Origin of the sequence: Amycolatopsis dongchuanensis (genome assembly GCF_039542405.1) — a bacterium.
Classification (GTDB): domain Bacteria; phylum Actinomycetota; class Actinomycetes; order Mycobacteriales; family Pseudonocardiaceae; genus Amycolatopsis_E; species Amycolatopsis_E sacchari.
This window is the reverse complement of sequence record NZ_BAABIB010000065.1, coordinates 1-16,311: the sequence shown is the minus strand read 5'-3', so window position 1 is coordinate 16,311 and position 16,311 is coordinate 1. Positions and strand designations below refer to the sequence as shown.

16 protein-coding genes are annotated in these 16,311 nt (G+C 69.9%); 5 read left to right on the top strand and 11 right to left on the bottom strand.

Annotated elements, in window-relative coordinates; all coding sequences use genetic code 11:
* Nucleotides 1–68 precede the first annotated feature (68 nt).
* On the bottom strand, nucleotides 69–1,202 hold the full coding sequence (locus ABFX51_RS15625; RefSeq protein WP_346054107.1) for an acyl-CoA dehydrogenase family protein: 1,134 nt from the start codon (nucleotides 1,200–1,202) through the stop codon (nucleotides 69–71).
* Nucleotides 1,203–1,273: 71 nt separating this feature from the next.
* Here ABFX51_RS15625 and ABFX51_RS15620 point away from each other — a divergent pair, with 71 nt between their 5' ends.
* The 3 genes from ABFX51_RS15620 to ABFX51_RS15610 all read left to right on the top strand — a co-directional run bounded on the left by ABFX51_RS15620 (nucleotide 1,274) and on the right by ABFX51_RS15610 (nucleotide 4,357).
* Nucleotides 1,274–1,879 carry a TetR/AcrR family transcriptional regulator gene (locus ABFX51_RS15620; protein ID WP_091517220.1) on the top strand — a complete coding sequence of 202 codons (606 nt, stop codon included), beginning with the start codon at nucleotides 1,274–1,276 and terminating at the stop codon, nucleotides 1,877–1,879.
* A gap of 53 nt (nucleotides 1,880–1,932) precedes the next feature.
* On the top strand, nucleotides 1,933–2,853 hold the full coding sequence (locus tag ABFX51_RS15615) for a carbohydrate kinase family protein (protein WP_346054106.1): 921 nt from the start codon (nucleotides 1,933–1,935) through the stop codon (nucleotides 2,851–2,853).
* Nucleotides 2,854–3,046: 193 nt separating this feature from the next.
* On the top strand, nucleotides 3,047–4,357 hold the full coding sequence (locus tag ABFX51_RS15610) for a citrate synthase (protein ID WP_091517218.1): 1,311 nt from the start codon (nucleotides 3,047–3,049) through the stop codon (nucleotides 4,355–4,357).
* Between the two features lie 349 nt (nucleotides 4,358–4,706).
* On the opposite strand, the gene ABFX51_RS15605 is transcribed toward ABFX51_RS15610, so the two are convergent.
* From ABFX51_RS15605 to ABFX51_RS15560, 10 genes are all read right to left on the bottom strand, one after another.
* Nucleotides 4,707–5,906: an ABC transporter permease gene (locus tag ABFX51_RS15605; protein WP_346054105.1), complete on the bottom strand. Its 1,200-nt coding sequence runs from the start codon at nucleotides 5,904–5,906 to the stop codon at nucleotides 4,707–4,709.
* Nucleotides 5,903–6,811, bottom strand: a complete 909-nt coding sequence (locus ABFX51_RS15600; RefSeq protein ID WP_091517222.1) for an ABC transporter ATP-binding protein — start codon at nucleotides 6,809–6,811, stop codon at nucleotides 5,903–5,905. Before ABFX51_RS15600 ends, ABFX51_RS15605 begins: the two co-directional genes overlap by 4 nt.
* Nucleotides 6,811–7,320, bottom strand: coding sequence for a hypothetical protein (locus ABFX51_RS15595; protein ID WP_346054104.1), 510 nt, complete (start codon nucleotides 7,318–7,320; stop codon nucleotides 6,811–6,813). Before ABFX51_RS15595 ends, ABFX51_RS15600 begins: the two co-directional genes overlap by 1 nt.
* Complete coding sequence (locus tag ABFX51_RS15590; protein ID WP_091517215.1) at nucleotides 7,317–7,586, bottom strand: helix-turn-helix transcriptional regulator; 270 nt, start codon at nucleotides 7,584–7,586, stop codon at nucleotides 7,317–7,319. Before ABFX51_RS15590 ends, ABFX51_RS15595 begins: the two co-directional genes overlap by 4 nt.
* Nucleotides 7,587–7,651: 65 nt before the next feature.
* The gene (locus tag ABFX51_RS15585) at nucleotides 7,652–8,203 is read right to left on the bottom strand and encodes a TetR/AcrR family transcriptional regulator (protein ID WP_245783455.1); all 552 of its coding nucleotides are present in this window, start codon (nucleotides 8,201–8,203) and stop codon (nucleotides 7,652–7,654) included.
* Between the two features lie 218 nt (nucleotides 8,204–8,421).
* On the bottom strand, nucleotides 8,422–9,522 hold the full coding sequence (locus tag ABFX51_RS15580) for an S-(hydroxymethyl)mycothiol dehydrogenase (RefSeq protein ID WP_091517213.1): 1,101 nt from the start codon (nucleotides 9,520–9,522) through the stop codon (nucleotides 8,422–8,424).
* Nucleotides 9,523–9,591: 69 nt separating this feature from the next.
* Complete coding sequence (locus ABFX51_RS15575) at nucleotides 9,592–10,779, bottom strand: C39 family peptidase (protein ID WP_346054103.1); 1,188 nt, start codon at nucleotides 10,777–10,779, stop codon at nucleotides 9,592–9,594.
* A 43-nt stretch (nucleotides 10,780–10,822) separates the two neighbouring features.
* The gene (locus tag ABFX51_RS15570; protein ID WP_346054102.1) at nucleotides 10,823–11,224 is read right to left on the bottom strand and encodes a PaaI family thioesterase; all 402 of its coding nucleotides are present in this window, start codon (nucleotides 11,222–11,224) and stop codon (nucleotides 10,823–10,825) included.
* A 106-nt stretch (nucleotides 11,225–11,330) separates the two neighbouring features.
* Nucleotides 11,331–12,140, bottom strand: a complete 810-nt coding sequence (locus tag ABFX51_RS15565; RefSeq protein ID WP_346054101.1) for a class I SAM-dependent methyltransferase — start codon at nucleotides 12,138–12,140, stop codon at nucleotides 11,331–11,333.
* Nucleotides 12,141–12,324: 184 nt separating this feature from the next.
* Nucleotides 12,325–13,953, bottom strand: a complete 1,629-nt coding sequence (locus ABFX51_RS15560; protein ID WP_091517209.1) for a long-chain fatty acid--CoA ligase — start codon at nucleotides 13,951–13,953, stop codon at nucleotides 12,325–12,327.
* A 263-nt stretch (nucleotides 13,954–14,216) separates the two neighbouring features.
* Here ABFX51_RS15560 and mihF point away from each other — a divergent pair, with 263 nt between their 5' ends.
* Nucleotides 14,217–14,528, top strand: a complete 312-nt coding sequence (gene mihF / locus ABFX51_RS15555) for an integration host factor, actinobacterial type (RefSeq protein ID WP_091517208.1) — start codon at nucleotides 14,217–14,219, stop codon at nucleotides 14,526–14,528.
* 73 nt (nucleotides 14,529–14,601) lie between these two features.
* The gene (locus ABFX51_RS15550; RefSeq protein WP_346054100.1) at nucleotides 14,602–15,702 is read left to right on the top strand and encodes an isochorismate synthase; all 1,101 of its coding nucleotides are present in this window, start codon (nucleotides 14,602–14,604) and stop codon (nucleotides 15,700–15,702) included.
* Nucleotides 15,703–16,311 lie beyond the last annotated feature (609 nt).

Below are 16,311 nucleotides of genomic sequence, written 5' to 3'. Positions count from 1 at the left end.
GCGGCTGCCCCTCAAAGTGATCCACCGGTATCAGGCGACGGGATGATCACCCAACTCTTAGGCTTGCGTCAGAGTCGCAACTCCCGCGCGATGACCATCCGCTGGATCTGGTTCGTCCCCTCGAAGATCTGGGGGACCTTGGCCTCGCGCATGTACCGCTCGACCGGGAAGTCACGCGTGTACCCCGCACCGCCCAGCACCTGCACGGCGTCCGTGGTCACCTTCATCGCGGTGTCGGTCGCCACGAGCTTCGCGATCGAGGCCTGGCGGCGGAACGACATGCCCCGGTCGCGGCGGCGGGCGGCGTCCAGATACGTGGCGCGGGCCGAGTCGACCGCTGCCGCCATGTCGGCCAGCAGGAACTCCAGCCCCTGGAACTCGATGATCAGCTTGCCGAACTGGCTGCGGCCCTTCGCGTACGCCACCGCCTCGTCGAGGGCCGCCTGTGCCAGACCCACCGCGCACGCGGCGATACCGAGGCGTCCTGAGTCCAAAGAGGACAGAGCGATCCGCAGACCCGCGCCTTCCTGGCCGATCAACCGGTCCGCGTCAACCCGGGCGTCGGAGAAGATCATCTGTGCGGTGGTGGACCCGGTGAGGCCCATTTTCCGCTCGGGAGGCGCCGCGGTGAGTCCCGGCGTCGAGGAGTCCACCAGCAGGCACGAGATCGCGTCGTCCCCGGTGCGGACCATCGTCGTGTAGAAGTCCGCCTCGCCGCCGTGCGTGATCCACGCCTTGGTGCCGTTGACGACGTACGCGTCGCCGTCCAGCCGCGCCCGCGTCGACAGCGCCCCCGCGTCGGAACCCGCGTGCGACTCCGACAGCGCGTACGCCCCCAGCAGCTCGCCCTCCAGCATCGACGGCAGCCACCGGTCCCGCTGCTCGTCCGTGCCGTGGTGCGCGAGCGCGAAGCACGACATCGTGTGCACCGACAGCCCCACGCCGACCGACATCCACGCGGCCGCGACCTCTTCGAGCACCTGCAGGTACACCTCGTACGGCACCTCGCCGCCGCCCCAGCGCTCCGAGTACGGCAACCCCAGCAGGCCCGCCTTGCCGAGCGTGCGGAACTGCTCCCGCGGGAACCGCGCCGCCTCCTCGTACTCCGCGGCCCGCGGCTTCAGCTCCTCACGCGCCAGCTCGGTGGCCAGCGCGAGCAGGTCCCGCGACTCCTGATCCGGCAACAGCCGCTCGACGGGCATGACGGCCTCCACGACGTGTACGCAAAGCAGTACTCTATAACCAAGTACAGTACAGCACATACGGTGTCCGAATGGCAGACCGCGTTCCGCTGCGTCCTCCGGGGAGCCGTCAGCTGACGGCCCGGCAGCGTGCCCTGCTCGCCGAGCTGGAGGAGTTGTTCCTGGCCGAGGGGTTCGTCCAGTTCACGCTCGACGACCTCGCGGCGAAGATGCACTGCTCGAAGTCCACCCTCTACGCGCTCGCGCCCAGCAAGGAGCAGCTCGCCGTCCGCGTCGTGGCCCACTTCTTCAAGGGCGCGGCGGACGTGCTGGAGACGCGGATCGCGGACCTGACCGACGCGCGCGAGATCATCGGCAGCTACCTCGCCGGCATCTCCGAGTACCTGCACCGCGCGTCGCCCGCCTTCATGCGGGACATCAACGACTTCGCGCCCGCGCGGGCGGCCTACGAGATGAACAGCCGCGCCGCCGCCGCGCGGATCCGCAGCTTCATCGCCCGCGGTGTCGAGGACGGGGTGTTCCGCGACGTGCACGCCACGCTCATCGCGGAGATGGCGGCCGTGCTCGTCGAGGCCATCCAGACGGGCGTCGTCGGCTCGCGCACGGGGGTCTCCGACGCCGAGGCCTTCACGGCGCTGTCCGAGCTGCTGCTCGGGGGCCTGGCGTCCCGGGGATGACAGGAAGGGACAGATCCGGCTCGGCCTGCCGGTTCCCGGGTTAGCATGCCCGTGTGATCGTGGTGGGTGGCGAGGCGCTGGTCGACCTGGTGCCGGGGAATTCCGAAGTGGACGGTGGGCTGACCGCGCTGGAGCCGAGGCTCGGCGGTGGCCCGTACAACGTGGCGCTCGCCGCCGCGCGGCTGGGGGCGCCGACGGCCTTCCTGTCCCGCATCTCGGCCGACCGGTTCGGCCAGGCGCTCCGGCAGCGCCTCACCGACTCGTATGTCGATATATCGATGGTGCAGGACGGGCCGGAGCCCACCACGCTGGCGGTCGTCGCGCTCGACGAGCACGGCTCCGCCAGCTACACCTTCTACACCGAGGGCACCGCCGACCGGCTCGTGGCCGACCCCGGACCGCTGTCCGCCGAGGTCCGCATCCTCTGCGTGGGCACCCTCGGCCTGGTGCTGGAGCCCGGCGCGACGACGTACGAAACGCTCCTGCGCCGCGAGTCGGCGCGGGGCGTGCTCACCGCGCTCGACCCGAACATCCGCGCGGCGCTCATCCCCGACGCCGACGCGTACCGCGAGCGGTTCCTCTCGTGGCTGCCCGACGTGCGGCTGCTGAAGCTCTCCGTGGAGGACGCCGCGTGGCTCGCCGGGGGTGCCGACCCGATCACCGCCGCGAAGGGCTGGCTCGACGCCGGCGTGGACGCGGTCGTGCTCACCCAGGGTGCCGACGGAATCGCGGTGCACACCGCCGCGCACGAGGTTTTCGTGCCCTCCGCGCCCGCCCGGCTGGTCGACACGATCGGTGCCGGCGACACCGTGCAGGGCGCGCTGCTGGCTTGGCTGCACGAGCGGGGTGTGGGCGCGGTCACGCAGCTCGACGCCGCCGACTGGGAGGCCGCGCTGGGCTACGCGGCCCGCGCCGCGGCGATCACCGTCTCCCGGAGCGGGGCGGAACCCCCGACGGCCGCGGAAATGGTGTGAATCTGATCCCAACGGTTTGCTCTGGGTAACACAATGGCTGCGCGAAACCCCGTGATTCGACTAGCGTAAGAGGTGAATTCATACCCCAGCGGGGCGGTGTGCGGCGAGACCCCCAAGCGGTCACGCACGAACAAATGGCCGCCTGTGCGACCTGCAGGCGCCGCCGACCCGTGTGACCGTGAGAGGGACTTGCATGTCCGACGCGACTGCGGCGTCCGGCGGCAGCACGGTATCGCTGCGCCTGCCGACCGGCGAGCACGAACTCAAGGTAGTCAACGCCGTCGAGGGCGCTCCCGGTATCGAACTGGGGAAGCTGCTGGCGCAGACGGGGTACATCACCTACGACCCCGGCTTCGTCAACACCGGGTCCACCTCCTCGGCCATCACCTACATCGACGGTGACGCGGGCATCCTGCGCTACCGCGGCTACCCGATCGAGCAGCTGGCCGAGAACTCGACCTTCATCGAGGTCTCGTACCTGCTGATCTACGGCGAGCTGCCCACCCAGGCCCAGCTCGAGGACTTCACGCAGAAGATCAACCGGCACACCCTGCTGCACGAGGACCTGAAGCGGTTCTTCGACGGCTTCCCGCGTGACGCGCACCCGATGCCGGTGCTCTCCAGCGCGGTGTCCGCGCTGTCCACCTTCTACCAGGACTCGCTCAACCCGTTCGACGAACCGAACGTCGAGCTGTCCACCGTGCGCCTGCTCGCCAAGGTGCCGACGCTGGCCGCCTACGCGTACAAGAAGTCGATCGGCCAGCCGTTCCTGTACCCGGACAACTCGCTCGGCCTGGTGGAGAACTTCCTCCGGATGACCTTCGGGCTGCCGGCCGAGCCGTACGAGGTCGACCCCGACGTCGCCAAGGCGCTCGACCTGCTGTTCATCCTGCACGCCGACCACGAGCAGAACTGCTCGACCTCGACTGTCCGCCTGGTCGGCTCGTCCGAGGCGAACCTGTTCGCGAGCATCTCGGCCGGTATCAACGCCCTGTTCGGCCCGCTGCACGGCGGCGCGAACAGCGCGGTGCTGGAGATGCTGGAGGGCATCAAGGCCGACGGCGGCGACGTGTCGAACTTCGTCAACCGCGTGAAGAACAAGGAGAAGGGTGTCCGCCTGATGGGCTTCGGGCACCGGGTCTACAAGAACTACGACCCGCGCGCGAAGATCATCAAGGCGACGGCGGACCAGATCCTGAACAAGCTGGGCGTCAACGACCAGCTGCTGGACATCGCGAAGACGCTCGAAGAGACCGCGCTGTCGGACGACTACTTCGTCGAGCGGAAGCTGTACCCGAACGTCGACTTCTACACCGGTCTGATCTACCGGGCGCTCGGCTTCCCGACGAAGTTCTTCACCGTCCTGTTCGCGCTCGGCCGGCTGCCCGGCTGGATCGCGCACTGGCGCGAGATGATCAACGACCCGGCCACCAAGATCGGCCGGCCGCGCCAGATCTACACCGGCGAGAAGGAGCGGGACTACGTCCGCATCTCCGAGCGCTGAGTAGAGCCGAAATCGGGCGCCTTCCCCGCCGGGGAGGCGCCTTTTTTCGTCGCCGGGCTTGCCGACCGAAGTGGACGGACGAGTGCGTGCGGGACGGTTGAGCGGGGTGGCCGGGTCGTCGACCACCCCGCCGGAGTCGATCAGCCGCCAGGCCAAGTGCGGGGACCTTGCGGCGCCCGATGAGCCGAGCACCATCGCCGCGAGCCGGGCTGACCAGCGGCACGACCTCGACGCTCGTGTCGGCGGGCGGGTTCAGCCCGACGGCGTAGGCCGCACCGGCAGTGGCCTCGCTCGCCGGACCGGGCGTGGGGAGCCCGGCAGCCGGAACAGGCGAACGGAGCCCCGGGTGTCAGCCGCGGAGAGCCGTCATCAGCTTGAGCCTGCTGCCCGTGTGCAGCACGGCGTTGCGGTAGACGCGGCTGCCCAGCCAGGTCAGCAGCGCACCCAGCGCGACCGTGAGCACGAGCGACAGCCCGACCTCCCAGCCCGGCGCGGAACCGGCCGCCATCCGGCCCGGCATCAGGATCGGCGAGAACAGCGGGACCAGCGACAGCACCCGCCCCAGCGCGCCGTCCGGGCTCTGCAGCAGCACGTTGAACCCGACGACGAACCCGAGCGTGAGCACCATCGTCACCGGCGTGATCACCGAAGCCGCGTCCTCCTGGCGCGACACGAGCGAGCCCGCCGCCGCGTACACCGTGGCGTAGAGGAAGAACCCGACGACGTACCAGACCACGCCCCACGCCGCGGTACCGGTCGCCACGCCGGACAGCGTCAGCACGCCCGTGCCGCCCGCCATCGCGAGCCCGACCGCCGCGAGGATCACGATCTGCACCAGCCCGACGAGCCCCAGCCCGAGCACCTTGCCGAGCATCAGCTGCCACGGCCGCACGGTCGACAGCAGGATCTCCACGACCCTGCTGGCCTTCTCCTCGATCACGCCCTGCGCCACGAACGCGCCGTAGGTCTGGATGCCGAAGAACAACAGGAACACCGTGATCAGGCCGATCGCCAGCCGCTGCCCGCGCTCGGGGTCCGGCGGTTCGAGCGGGTTGAGCGTCACCTTGGCCGAGTCGACCTCACGCATCACCTGCGCCGGGTCCAGGTCGGCCTCCACGAGCTTCGCGTCGAGCACCTGCTGCCGTGCGATCCCGTTCAGCACCGCCTGCAGCTGGGAGTCCAAATCGGACTTGACGAACACCTGCAGCGCGGCCGCGTTCCCGGAGACGAGCACGTCGAGGTCCCCGTTGCGGACCTCCTCCTGGCCCTGCTCCAGATCCGGCACCGTCCTGGTCTGGACCTCCTGGCCGGTCTGTGCCGCGGCCGCCGACAGCTGCTGCGCTATCCCGGTCGCCTGGCCGGTGAGGCCCACGGTCGACTTGCTCGCGTTGCCGATCAGCGTCGCCTGCAGCAGCAGGTAACCGCCGAGGACGAGCAGGATGACGAGCGTCCCGACGTAGAACGACCGGGCCCGCAGCCGGGTGTTCAGCTCGCGCCGGGCGACCAGTCCCACGGCCTTCAACGGTGGCAACGCGCTGGGCGCGGTCATCGGTCTCCCCCCGAAACGGTGGTGCGGAACAACTCGGTCAGCGACGGGCGCTCGTGGTGGAACTCGTGCACCGGGCCGGTCGCGAGCGCGGCGTTGAGCACGGGCTGGTCGTCGGTGCCCGGCTCCAGTTCCAGCACGGTCTTCCCCGGCTCGTCGGACAGCACCCGCACACCGTCGAGGTCCACGGCCCAGCCCGGCTCCGCCCCGGGAGCCCGCACGACGAGCCGCGAAGCCGCGTTCGCGGTCAGCTCGTCCACGCTGCCGGTCGCCACCATCCGTCCACTTCGGATGATCCCGATGCGGTCGCAGAGCCGCTCGACGAGATCGAGCTGGTGGCTGGAGAACACGACAGGCACGCCGCTCGCGGCCTTTTCCTTGAGCACCGCGCTCATCACGTCCACCGCGATCGGGTCCAGGCCCGAGAACGGCTCGTCGAGCACGAGCACCGCGGGGTCGTGCACCAGGGCGGCCGCCAGCTGGACGCGTTGCTGGTTGCCGAGGCTGAGCTTCTGCACCTCGTCGAGACGCCGCTCGCCGAGGCCGAGCCTGCTGATCCAGTTCTCCGCGCTGCGATGGGCTTCGCTCGTGCTGAGCCCGTGCAGTTCGGCGAGGTACACGAGCTGGTCGAGCACCTTCATCTTCGGGTACAGCCCGCGTTCCTCCGGCATGTAGCCGATCCTGGTGCGCATCCGCGCGGTGATCGGCTCGCCGCCGAAGCGGACCTCGCCTGAGTCGGCGGCGAGCACGCCGAGCGCGATGCGCATCGCCGTGGTCTTCCCGGCGCCGTTGCTGCCGACGAAGCCGAACAGCTCGCCGGCGCGCACGTCGAACGAGACGCCGGCGAGCGCGACCGTGTCGCCGTAGCGTTTGGCCACCTGGTCGAGTTCCAGGTCGGGCAAGGGAATCAATCCTCCGTGACGTCGTCGGGGAGCGTCCAGCCGAGCAGGACGGTGGGCACGGACGTGCCGAGCAGCAGCAGTGCCGCCAGCATGAAACCGCCGCGCGAGGCGGCGTCGGGCCGGCCGGTGATCGCGATGAGGTAGCACACCGCCGCGATCATCAACACGACCAGCACCTGGTAGCCGACGTAAGTGACGCGGTGGCGCCATTCCCGCTCGCGCTCGTCGAGCAGGGCCGGAAACGAGCTGGACATCTTGCCGGTCAGGATGCGCAGCAACACGAACGCCACCAGCCACACCAGGTAACCAAGGCACCACAAGCCGGTGAAAACGAGGTCGCGCCGCCAGAGCGCCGCGATCGCGACCATCGCCGAACCGCTGACGACGAGCATCACCGCCAGCGCTCGCCGGTGCTTCCTCGTGCGCCAGCCCGGTAATCGCCGTGCGCGTCGGCGTTCGCGTTCTTCGAGGTGCGCGTAGAACGCCTCCCTGCTCCTGGCGAACACCACGGTCATCCCTCCCCCTTGCGGTAGACCTGTGTGGACAGTGGCGGGAACGGCTGCCGGTTGAACACCGCTTCGACCGGCAGGCCGAACACGTCGCAGATGCGCAGCGCGAGGTCGAGGCTCGGGTAGTGGTCCCCCCGTTCCAGCGCGCCGATGGTCTGCGGGTTGACCTCGACGGCCTCCGCGAGCGCGGCGCGGCTCATCCCGCGCTCCGCCCGCAGCACCTGGAGCCGGTTGTAGATCGGCAGCTCTTTGCCCCGTCTCACCGGACTCATGCAACATACTGTTGCAAAAACCCAACGGGACGGCAAGCAGTTTTTCCGGATCGCCGTCCCGTGCTTCAGGGGCGCAGCGCGGCGTCCAGGTGGTTCGCCATCTCGTTCAGCACCGCCTTCGGGTCCAGGTCCCGCGTCGCCGCCCGCAGCGACAGGACAAAGGTCTGGACCACTAGCATCACGACCCGCGCCTGCGCCGGCAGGTCGCCGTCCCGGATGGACCCGTCCGCCCGGCCGGCTTCGAGGTGCTCGCGCACGACCTGCTCGCCGACGCGCTGCGTGCCGCCGAGGCGGTCCACCATGTACGGCAGCAGCAGTTCCGTGTCGACGTCGATGACCGTGCGCATCAGGTCGTCGGCGTTGAGCAGGCGCACTGCCGCGACCGCGCTGCGCACGAGCCGTTGCCGCGCGGTCTGCGCACCCGCGCCCTCGGCGCTCGCGCGGTGCAGCAACGCACCGAACTCCCGGGTCATCAGGGCGGACAGCACGCTCCGCACGTCCGGGAACCGCCGGTACAGCGTCATCCGGCTGACCTTCGCCGTGCGCGCGATTTCCGCGAGCGTCGCCCGTTTCAGCCCGACGGCGAGCACGCACTGCCTCGCCGCGTCGAGCAGCACGTCGTCCGAGACACGGGTCGTGGTCTGCCGGGAACGCGCGTGCGCGAGGCTCGATGCGCGTGCAGATGAACGTGCATTCCCCCCGGAGGACTCGGAAGACAGTGGGCGGTACTGTCCGAACGCAGTGTGACCGTCATCGTCCATGTGTCACCGTGCCCTCTTCACGTTTCAGGCGCGCGATATTAGACGATCACGGTGTCTGTCGCCCGTGAGGGTGGTCAGCCGAACTCGACGACGCTCCGCAGGACCTCTCCCTTGTGCATCCGCTCGAAGGCGTGCTCCACACCGTCCACCGCGATCCGCTCGGTCACGAACTTGTCCAGCGGCAGCCTGCCCTGCAGGTAGAGGTCCACCAGCATCGGGAAATCACGCGAGGGCAGGCAGTCGCCGTACCACGAGGACTTCAGCGAGCCACCACGCGAGAAGAAGTCGATGAGCGGCACGTCGTCCAGCCGCATGTCGGGCGTGGGCACCCCGACCAGCACGACGGTGCCCGCCAGGTCGCGCCCGTAGAACGCCTGCTTCCACGTCTCCGGCCTGCCCACGGCGTCGATCACGACGTCGGCACCGAACGACTCGGTGAGGTCCTGGATCGCCTCGACCACTTCGTCCTGCGACTTCCCGCGCGAGTTGAGCGTGTGCGTCGCGCCGAAGCCCTTGGCCCACTCCAGTTTCCGGTCGTCGGTGTCGATCGCGATGACCTTCCGCGCGCCCGCGAGGTGCGCACCGGCGATGGCCGCGTCCCCGACACCACCGCACCCGATCACCGCGACGGTGTCCCCGCGCCCGACCGCGCCGGTGTTGATCGCCGCGCCGATCCCGGCCATCACACCGCAGCCCAGCAGCCCCGCGACCGCGGGTTCGGCGGCCGGGTCGACCTTCGTGCACTGCCCGGCGTGCACGAGCGTCTTCTCCAGGAAGGCGCCGATGCCCAGCGCCGGCGTGAGCTTCGTGCCGTCGGTCAGCGTCATCGCCTGCGCGGCGTTGTGGGTGTTGAAGCAGTACCACGGCTTGCCGCGGCGGCACGCGCGGCAGACGCCGCACACCGCACGCCAGTTCAGGATCACGTAGTCACCGGGCGCGAGGTCCGTGACGCCCTCGCCGACCTGCTCGACGAACCCCGCGGCCTCGTGGCCCAGCAGGAAGGGGAACTCGTCGTTGATCCCGCCCTCGCGGTAGTGCAGGTCCGTGTGGCACACCCCGCACGCCTTGACGGACACCACCGCCTCGCCCGGACCGGGGTCGGGTACGACGACCGTCTCCAGCGAGACCGGCTCACCCTTCGCGCGGGACACGACTCCCTGGACCTCGTGCGGCATCTGCGACCACCTTCCTCGCTGTTCGCTCCTCCCGCAGCTTGCCAGAAAACATGCGCATGTGGCGACGTGTCACGGTGTGATGAGGTAGGCGATGCCACCGGAACCGCTCGCCACGGAACCGTCCGCCGTGTAGCGCTTCGTCCGCTGCCACACGGTCTCGAACTGCGCGCGCTTGTACACCGTGCGCACGTTGGCGTTGCTGTTCGCGGCCGGGTCGTTGGTGATCACGTCGCCGTTCTCCGTGAACCCGATGACGACCATGATGTGCCCCGACGTGCCGTAGCCGGCGTTGTCGAGCTCGTCCGCGCGGAACGACAGCGACGTGATCACCGGGATGCCGCGGGCGATGTAGCCCTCCAGCTCGGCGAGCGAGTGCAGGCGCGTGATGTGCCCGCGCAGCCCGAACTCCGCGGCGTAGGCGGTGTTGAACGGCCAGTTGCCGGTGCCCTCGTAGGAGTAGTCGTAGGTCTGGCGGGCCGCGTAGTCGACCGTGCGGTCCACGTAGTCGGCGGGGATCCAGGACAGCTGTTCCTCGCTGGGGCGGCGTCCCCAGTACTCGACGACCATCTCCGTCGCGGTGGGGCTGCACCAGTTCTCGCCGCCACCACCGTACTCCGGGAAGTGTCCTTTGTGGAGGTTCTGCGCATACGGCGGGACGGGCAGTTCGACACCCCTCGCGCGGCCCGGCGGTGACACGGGCACCTCGAACCGGTCGGGCACGTACGACGTCATCGCGCCGAGCGAGCGCACCGTCGGCGCCTGGGCGCCGGGTTCGCGGTAGAGCGTGAGCCGCAGGCGGTAGGACCGCAGCGTCACGCCGGGTTTGGTGACCAGCGTGTCGACGTCCACCTTCGCGTTCGCGTCGTCCTGCCCGTCGACGCTGGTGCGCTTGAACTCCGTGTCGTCGCTCGCCCAGCGGCCCAGCACGTACCACGCCGTCTCGGCGCCGGCGTTCGTCTCGCCCTGCGCCTCGACCTGCAGCCACGTGTGCGGCGGGGTCTGCGCGTTCCAGGACGCGATGAGCTGCGTCGCGCCGAAGCCGGGCCGGTGGACGGGGGAGGTCCACCGCTCGTACTCGTACGTGCGGCCGCCGAAGCTGGTCGTGCCCGCGGGACGCGCCTGCGGGTGGTGCCATTCCCGGTAGTCGACGGCCTCGTCGGCGCGGCCGGGCACCGCGCCGGCTGGAACTGCGGTCACCGTGGTCATGATCGCGATCGCGAGCACGATGAGCAAGCGACTGGCGCGAGTGCGGGTCATCGGGAAATTGTCCCGCCGGACGGCTTTCCGGTGAAGCTTTTCCTTACGAAAGTACTGCCTGCGTCTGCGTCACCTTCGCCACGAGCTTGTCCGCGTCGTCCCGGATCTCCGTTTCCACGACGACCACCGTGCGGCCGGTGTGCAACGGGCGGGCGGTCGCGGTCGCGTACCCCTCCCGCACGGCGCGCAGGAAGTTCGTCTTCGACTCGATGGTCGTCGTGCCCTTCGCGCCGTCCGGCAGGTTCAGGAACGCGCACACCGCGGCCGTCGCGTCCGCGAGGGACATCAGCACGCCCCCGTGCAGGACACCGCCCAGCGTGCAGAGGGAGTCCTCCCACGCCAGGCGAGCCCGCACGACCTCACGGCCGTGCTCCAGCACCTCGACACCCAGCCGCTCGGTGAACGGCATGGTCTTGTGGAACAGCGCAGTACCCTCGTCGTCCATTCCCGTCAGGGTACGACAGCTCGCACTGTCGAGGCTGATGTCCGGCACGACGCCGCACGTGTCGCAGACGTCCCGGGCTCGCGGATGCCGGGCGGGTGCGAGGGGACTACGCCACCTCGGCCCAGGCGGCCACGAGGTCGGCCGTCCAGGCCGTCGCCTCAGCCGCCCTGAACTCTTCGGCCAGGCGGCCTTCCAGGTCGTCGATGGCGGCTTCGGCCTCGCTGACCAGACCGTGTGCGACCGCCAGCGGCAGGACGCTGCGCGCCGTGGCCGCGAAGTACCCGGGCATCGCCGAATCGGCCAGGCCGCCCGCGCCGGCGGCGGCGATGCCGCGCACCGGCAGGCCGGCTGCCGTGAGGATGGAGGAGACCCGATCGCCCGTGTCCGGGTCGGCGCCCCCGCTGCGGACCGCCTCGAAAACCCACTGCGCGGTCTTGGTGAGCAACGGGGTCGGGGGCACCGACCGGCACCGGGAAAGGACGCACTCCTGGAAGGTCACCATGCCTCCGGGCCGGACATGGTGGCTGAGTGCGCGCACGGTCTCGGCAGGCTCCGGCAGGTGCATCAGGATCAGCCGGCCCGCCAGCGCGTCGACGGGCTCGTCCAGCCGCAACTCCCGCAAGTCCGCCTGCATGAACGACACGTTGCTCAGTCCGGCTTCGTCCGCGCGGGTCGCGGCCACGTCGAGCACGGCCGCGTCGACATCGACGCCGAGCACCGATCCGGCCGGGCCCACGATCCCGGAGAGCAACCGGCTCACGTCCCCCGCGCCGCAGCCGACGTCGAGCACTCGCATTCCCGGCGCGATGCCGGCGAGCCGGAACAGGTGCGCACTGTGCTCGGCGAAGATGTCCCCCTGCACCCGCAGCCGTTCGGTCTCCGCTGTGTTGCGGCCCATCACGTACTCGTCGGTCATGCGGCCAGTCTCGCCTGCCGCGGGCCCACCGGACAGGGCAGGCAAACGAAAAGGTATTGAGACCGGTCCCTTTGGGTAGCGGCCTTACGAGGAGGTCCTCCCGGTCGGGCAGCCTGGAGGCCTGCCCCGACCAGGAGGCGATGTGGGAATCACGAAAACGCGAAAGTCGTCGGATCGTGGTCCATCAGAAGTGCTTCACGTCCAGCTTGCCCTCGGAGTTCAGCGCCCGCAGGCGCTTCTTGTCGAACTTGCCGACGCTCGTCTTCGGGACCTCCTCGATGAAGGTCCAGTGCTCGGGCAGCTGCCACTTCGCGACCTTGTCCGCGAGGAAGTCCCGCAGCTCCTCCGCCGTCACCTCCTGGCCCTGGCGCACGACGACCGCGACCAGCGGGCGCTCGTCCCACTTCTCGTCGGGCACGCCGATCACCGCGGCCTCGGCCACCGCCGGGTGGCCCATCACGGCGTTCTCCAGGTCCACCGAGGAGATCCACTCACCGCCGGACTTGATGACGTCCTTCGAGCGGTCGGTGAGCGTGAGGTAGCCGTCCGGGCTGATCTTGCCGACGTCGCCGGTGCGCAGCCAGCCGTCGTGGAACTTGCCCGGGTCCACCGACTCGCCGCCGTAGTAGGACGCCGCGACCCACGGCCCCCGCACCTCCAGCTCGCCGACGGACTCGTTGTCCCACGGCAGTTCCTGGCCGTCGTCGCCGATGAGCCGGGCCGTGACGCCGGCCGGGAAGCGGCCCTGGGTGTAGCGGTAGGCCCAGGCCTGCTCGCCCGTCGCCGACTTCGGCGGCCGGGCCACGCTGCCCAGCGGGGACGTCTCCGTCATGCCCCACGCGTGCAGGATGGGGACGTCGTAGCGCTCCTGGAAGGCGTGCATGAGCGACGGCGGGGCGGCCGACCCACCGACGACGACCTCGCGCAGGTGCGAGATGTCCTGCGGGTTCGCGTCGAGGTGCTGCAGCAGGCCCTGCCAGATCGTCGGCACGGCACCGGCGAAGGTCGGCTTCTCGGCGGCGAGCAGCTGGGCGATCGGGGCGGGCTGGAGGAACCGGTCCGGCAGCACGAGCGACGCGCCGATCATCAGCGCCGCGTACGGCAGGCCCCACGCCATCGCGTGGAACATCGGCACGATCGCGAGCGCCTTGTCGTCCTCGGCCAGCCGCATGCTGTCGGTCATGCAGACCTGCATCGAGTGCAGCCAGATCGACCGGTGCGAGTACGCGACACCCTTCGGGTCACCGGTCGTGCCCGACGTGTAACACATCGCGGCCGTCGACCGCTCGTCCACCTCGGGCCAGTCGAAGGTGTCCGGCTGGGCGGCGAGCAGTTCGTCGTAGGAGTGCACCTCGACGCCGTCCGGCGCCTGGAGCGTCGACGCGTCACCGTTCGCGACGATGACGTGACGGACGGTCTTCAACTGGGGGAGCTGCTTGGCCAGCAGCGGGACCAGGGTGCCGTCGACGAGCACGACCTGGTCCTCGGCGTGGTTGGCGACGAACGCCAGCTGCTCCGGGAACAACCGGATGTTGAGGGTGTGCAGCACCGCGCCCATGGCCGGGATCGCGCAGTAGGCGGCCATGTGCTCCGCGTTGTTCCACATGAAGGTGCCGACGCGCTGGTCCCCCGTGATACCGAGGCCGCGCAGCGCGTTGGCCAGCCGGGCGGACCGTTTGCCCAGGTCGGCGAAGGTCTGCCGGCGGGCGCCGGATTCGGTCCAGGTCACGATTTCGCTCGCGGCGTGCACTGTGCTGGCGTGGCGCAGCAGGGTGCCGATGGAGAGGTGTCCGTCCTGCATCGTGCTGAGCATGGGGCTACTCCCGGGCGGCTCGGTTCGACGGTGAACAGCGGTTGCTCGAACTGTATGTGGTAGATCGTGCTGCCCGCCACAACCGCGTGACCCCTCCCCGACCGGGCGAGACCGCGCGTGTCGATTTCGCGGCATCGGCCCAGGTGGCGTTTACTGAGGCCGTGGACCAGACGGCCTGGCCAGCGCTTGCTCGTGCAAGCACAAAGCTGGGTGCCCGGTCGTCGCCGCGAGAGCGGACATCCGATACAGGAAGGACAAGTACGTTGGCTCTGCCTACGTTGACCCCGGAGCAGCGTGCGGAAGCTCTGGCCAAGGCGGCTGAGGCTCGCAAGGCGCGTTCCGAGCTGCTCGCCTCCATCAAGTCCGGCCAGCAGAGCATCGACAAGGTGCTGCTGAAGGCCAAGGAGGACAAGACCATCGGCAAGACGAAGGTCACGCAGCTGCTGAAGGCCGTCCCCGGGCTCGGCGCCGTCAAGGTCGCGGCGCTGCTGGAGCAGGCCGGCATCGACCCGGACCGCCGCGCGGCCGGGCTCGGCGAGCGCCAGCGCGAAGCGCTCATCGACGCGCTGAAGTAAGGCCGTGCCGGTGGGCACGTGACGCGAGGCACTCCGCGCCACGTGCCCACCGAAGTGCGCCCACAATGGGGGTGTGGACACGCTCGCGGACTACCGGCCCGGCGATTTCTACTTCGGCACCTCGCGGCGCACCATCCTGGGCCGCGGGGCGAAGCGGACCTTCACCGACTCCGATGTGACGGCTCTGAGTGAGGCCGTCCCGGCCGCGCTGGAGCCGGGCTCCCTGGCTGTCGGCGTGCTGCCGTTCGACACGGCGGTCGCGCCCGGCCACCTCGTTCTTCCGGAGACCGTGCGGATCGCCGGTCCCGTCCAGCCCGCGCACCGGCTGCCCGTGGGGGCGCCGAGCGCCGTGCGGGCCGTGCCCGAGCCGGTCCGGCACGCCGAGGCCGTGGCGAGCGCCATCAAGATCCTCAAGGACGGCGGGTTGCGCAAGGTCGTACTGGCCCGCGCGCTCGACGTGGACTTCGACGGCGGCGTGTCGGTCGAGGCGATCCTGCACAACCTGGCCGCGGACAAGGCCGGTGCCTACACGTACGCTGCGGGCCTGCCCAGCGGCCGCAACCTCGTCGGTGCGACGCCCGAGCTGCTGTTGTCGCGGATCGGGGGGCAGGTGGTCTCCCACCCGCATGCCGGTTCCGCACCCCGGTCGGCGGACCCGGTGACGGACCGCGAGAACGCGGAGACGCTCGCGTCGTCCCGGAAGGACCACATCGAGCACGCGGTCCTGACCGAGGCGATCGTCGAGACGCTGCGGCCGTTCTGCCGTTCCCTGGACGTGCCCCGCGAGCCGTCCCTGGTCTCGACGCCGACGATGTGGCACCTCGGCACGGTGGTGACCGGCGAGCTCGTGGACAGGGACGTGACGGCCCTGCACCTCGCGGCCGCCCTGCACCCGACCCCGGCGATCTGCGGCACCCCGACCGAAGCCGCCCGGCAGCTGGTGGGCGAACTGGAGCCGTTCGACCGCGGGTACTACGCCGGGGCGGTCGGCTGGATGAACTCCGAGGGCGATGGGGAGTGGGCGGTGTCGATCCGGTGCGCCGAGGTGGCGGAGCGGTCCCTGCGGCTGTACGCCGGGGGCGGGATCGTCCCGGCGTCGGATCCCAAGGCCGAGCTGGATGAGACCTCGGCGAAGTTCCAGACCTTGTTGCGGGCCATGGGGTTGGAGTTGTAGGGGCCCAGCCCCAGATCCCACCCGAGAGTTGGGTGATCATCCCGTCGCCTGATACCGGTGGATCACTTTGAGGGGCAGCCGCAACCTTTTTGCTCGCTTGCGCTTGCCTTGCCAAGCTTGCGGCTGGTCCTCAAAGTGATATGCACAAACCGCAGGCGACGGGATGATCACTCAGCTCGACCACCCACCCCAGGTGAGATCCCTTTGGGCCTCGATCATCCTGGAGCCTGCCCGCCGGCGAGGCATTCTTTTTCTTTGGACTGGCTTCCTTGCTGGTCAAGTCGGGCACGGGGTCTCCCGGCGCTGGCGCGCCTGCTGAGCGGCCCCACCCCCGCCCCGATCTTTGAGTGTTCACGGCCGATCCGTCGCGTCAAGAGCGCCTTCGGCGTCCCTTCGGGATGGCTGCGCCACTCTTGACCCGGCGGATCGGCCGTAAGTGCGGCTGGGGATCGGGGCGGGGGTGGGTGTGGGCGGTGTGGCCGCTCGCTTCGCATCGACGGGTGCGGTGTGTGGGTGGTGGGGCCGCTCGCGTCGCGTTGCTGGGTTACCTAAGGGATGTCTCGTAACTCGTGTTGTGGTTGGTGGGGCTGGTGTTGCAGTCAGTCGGCG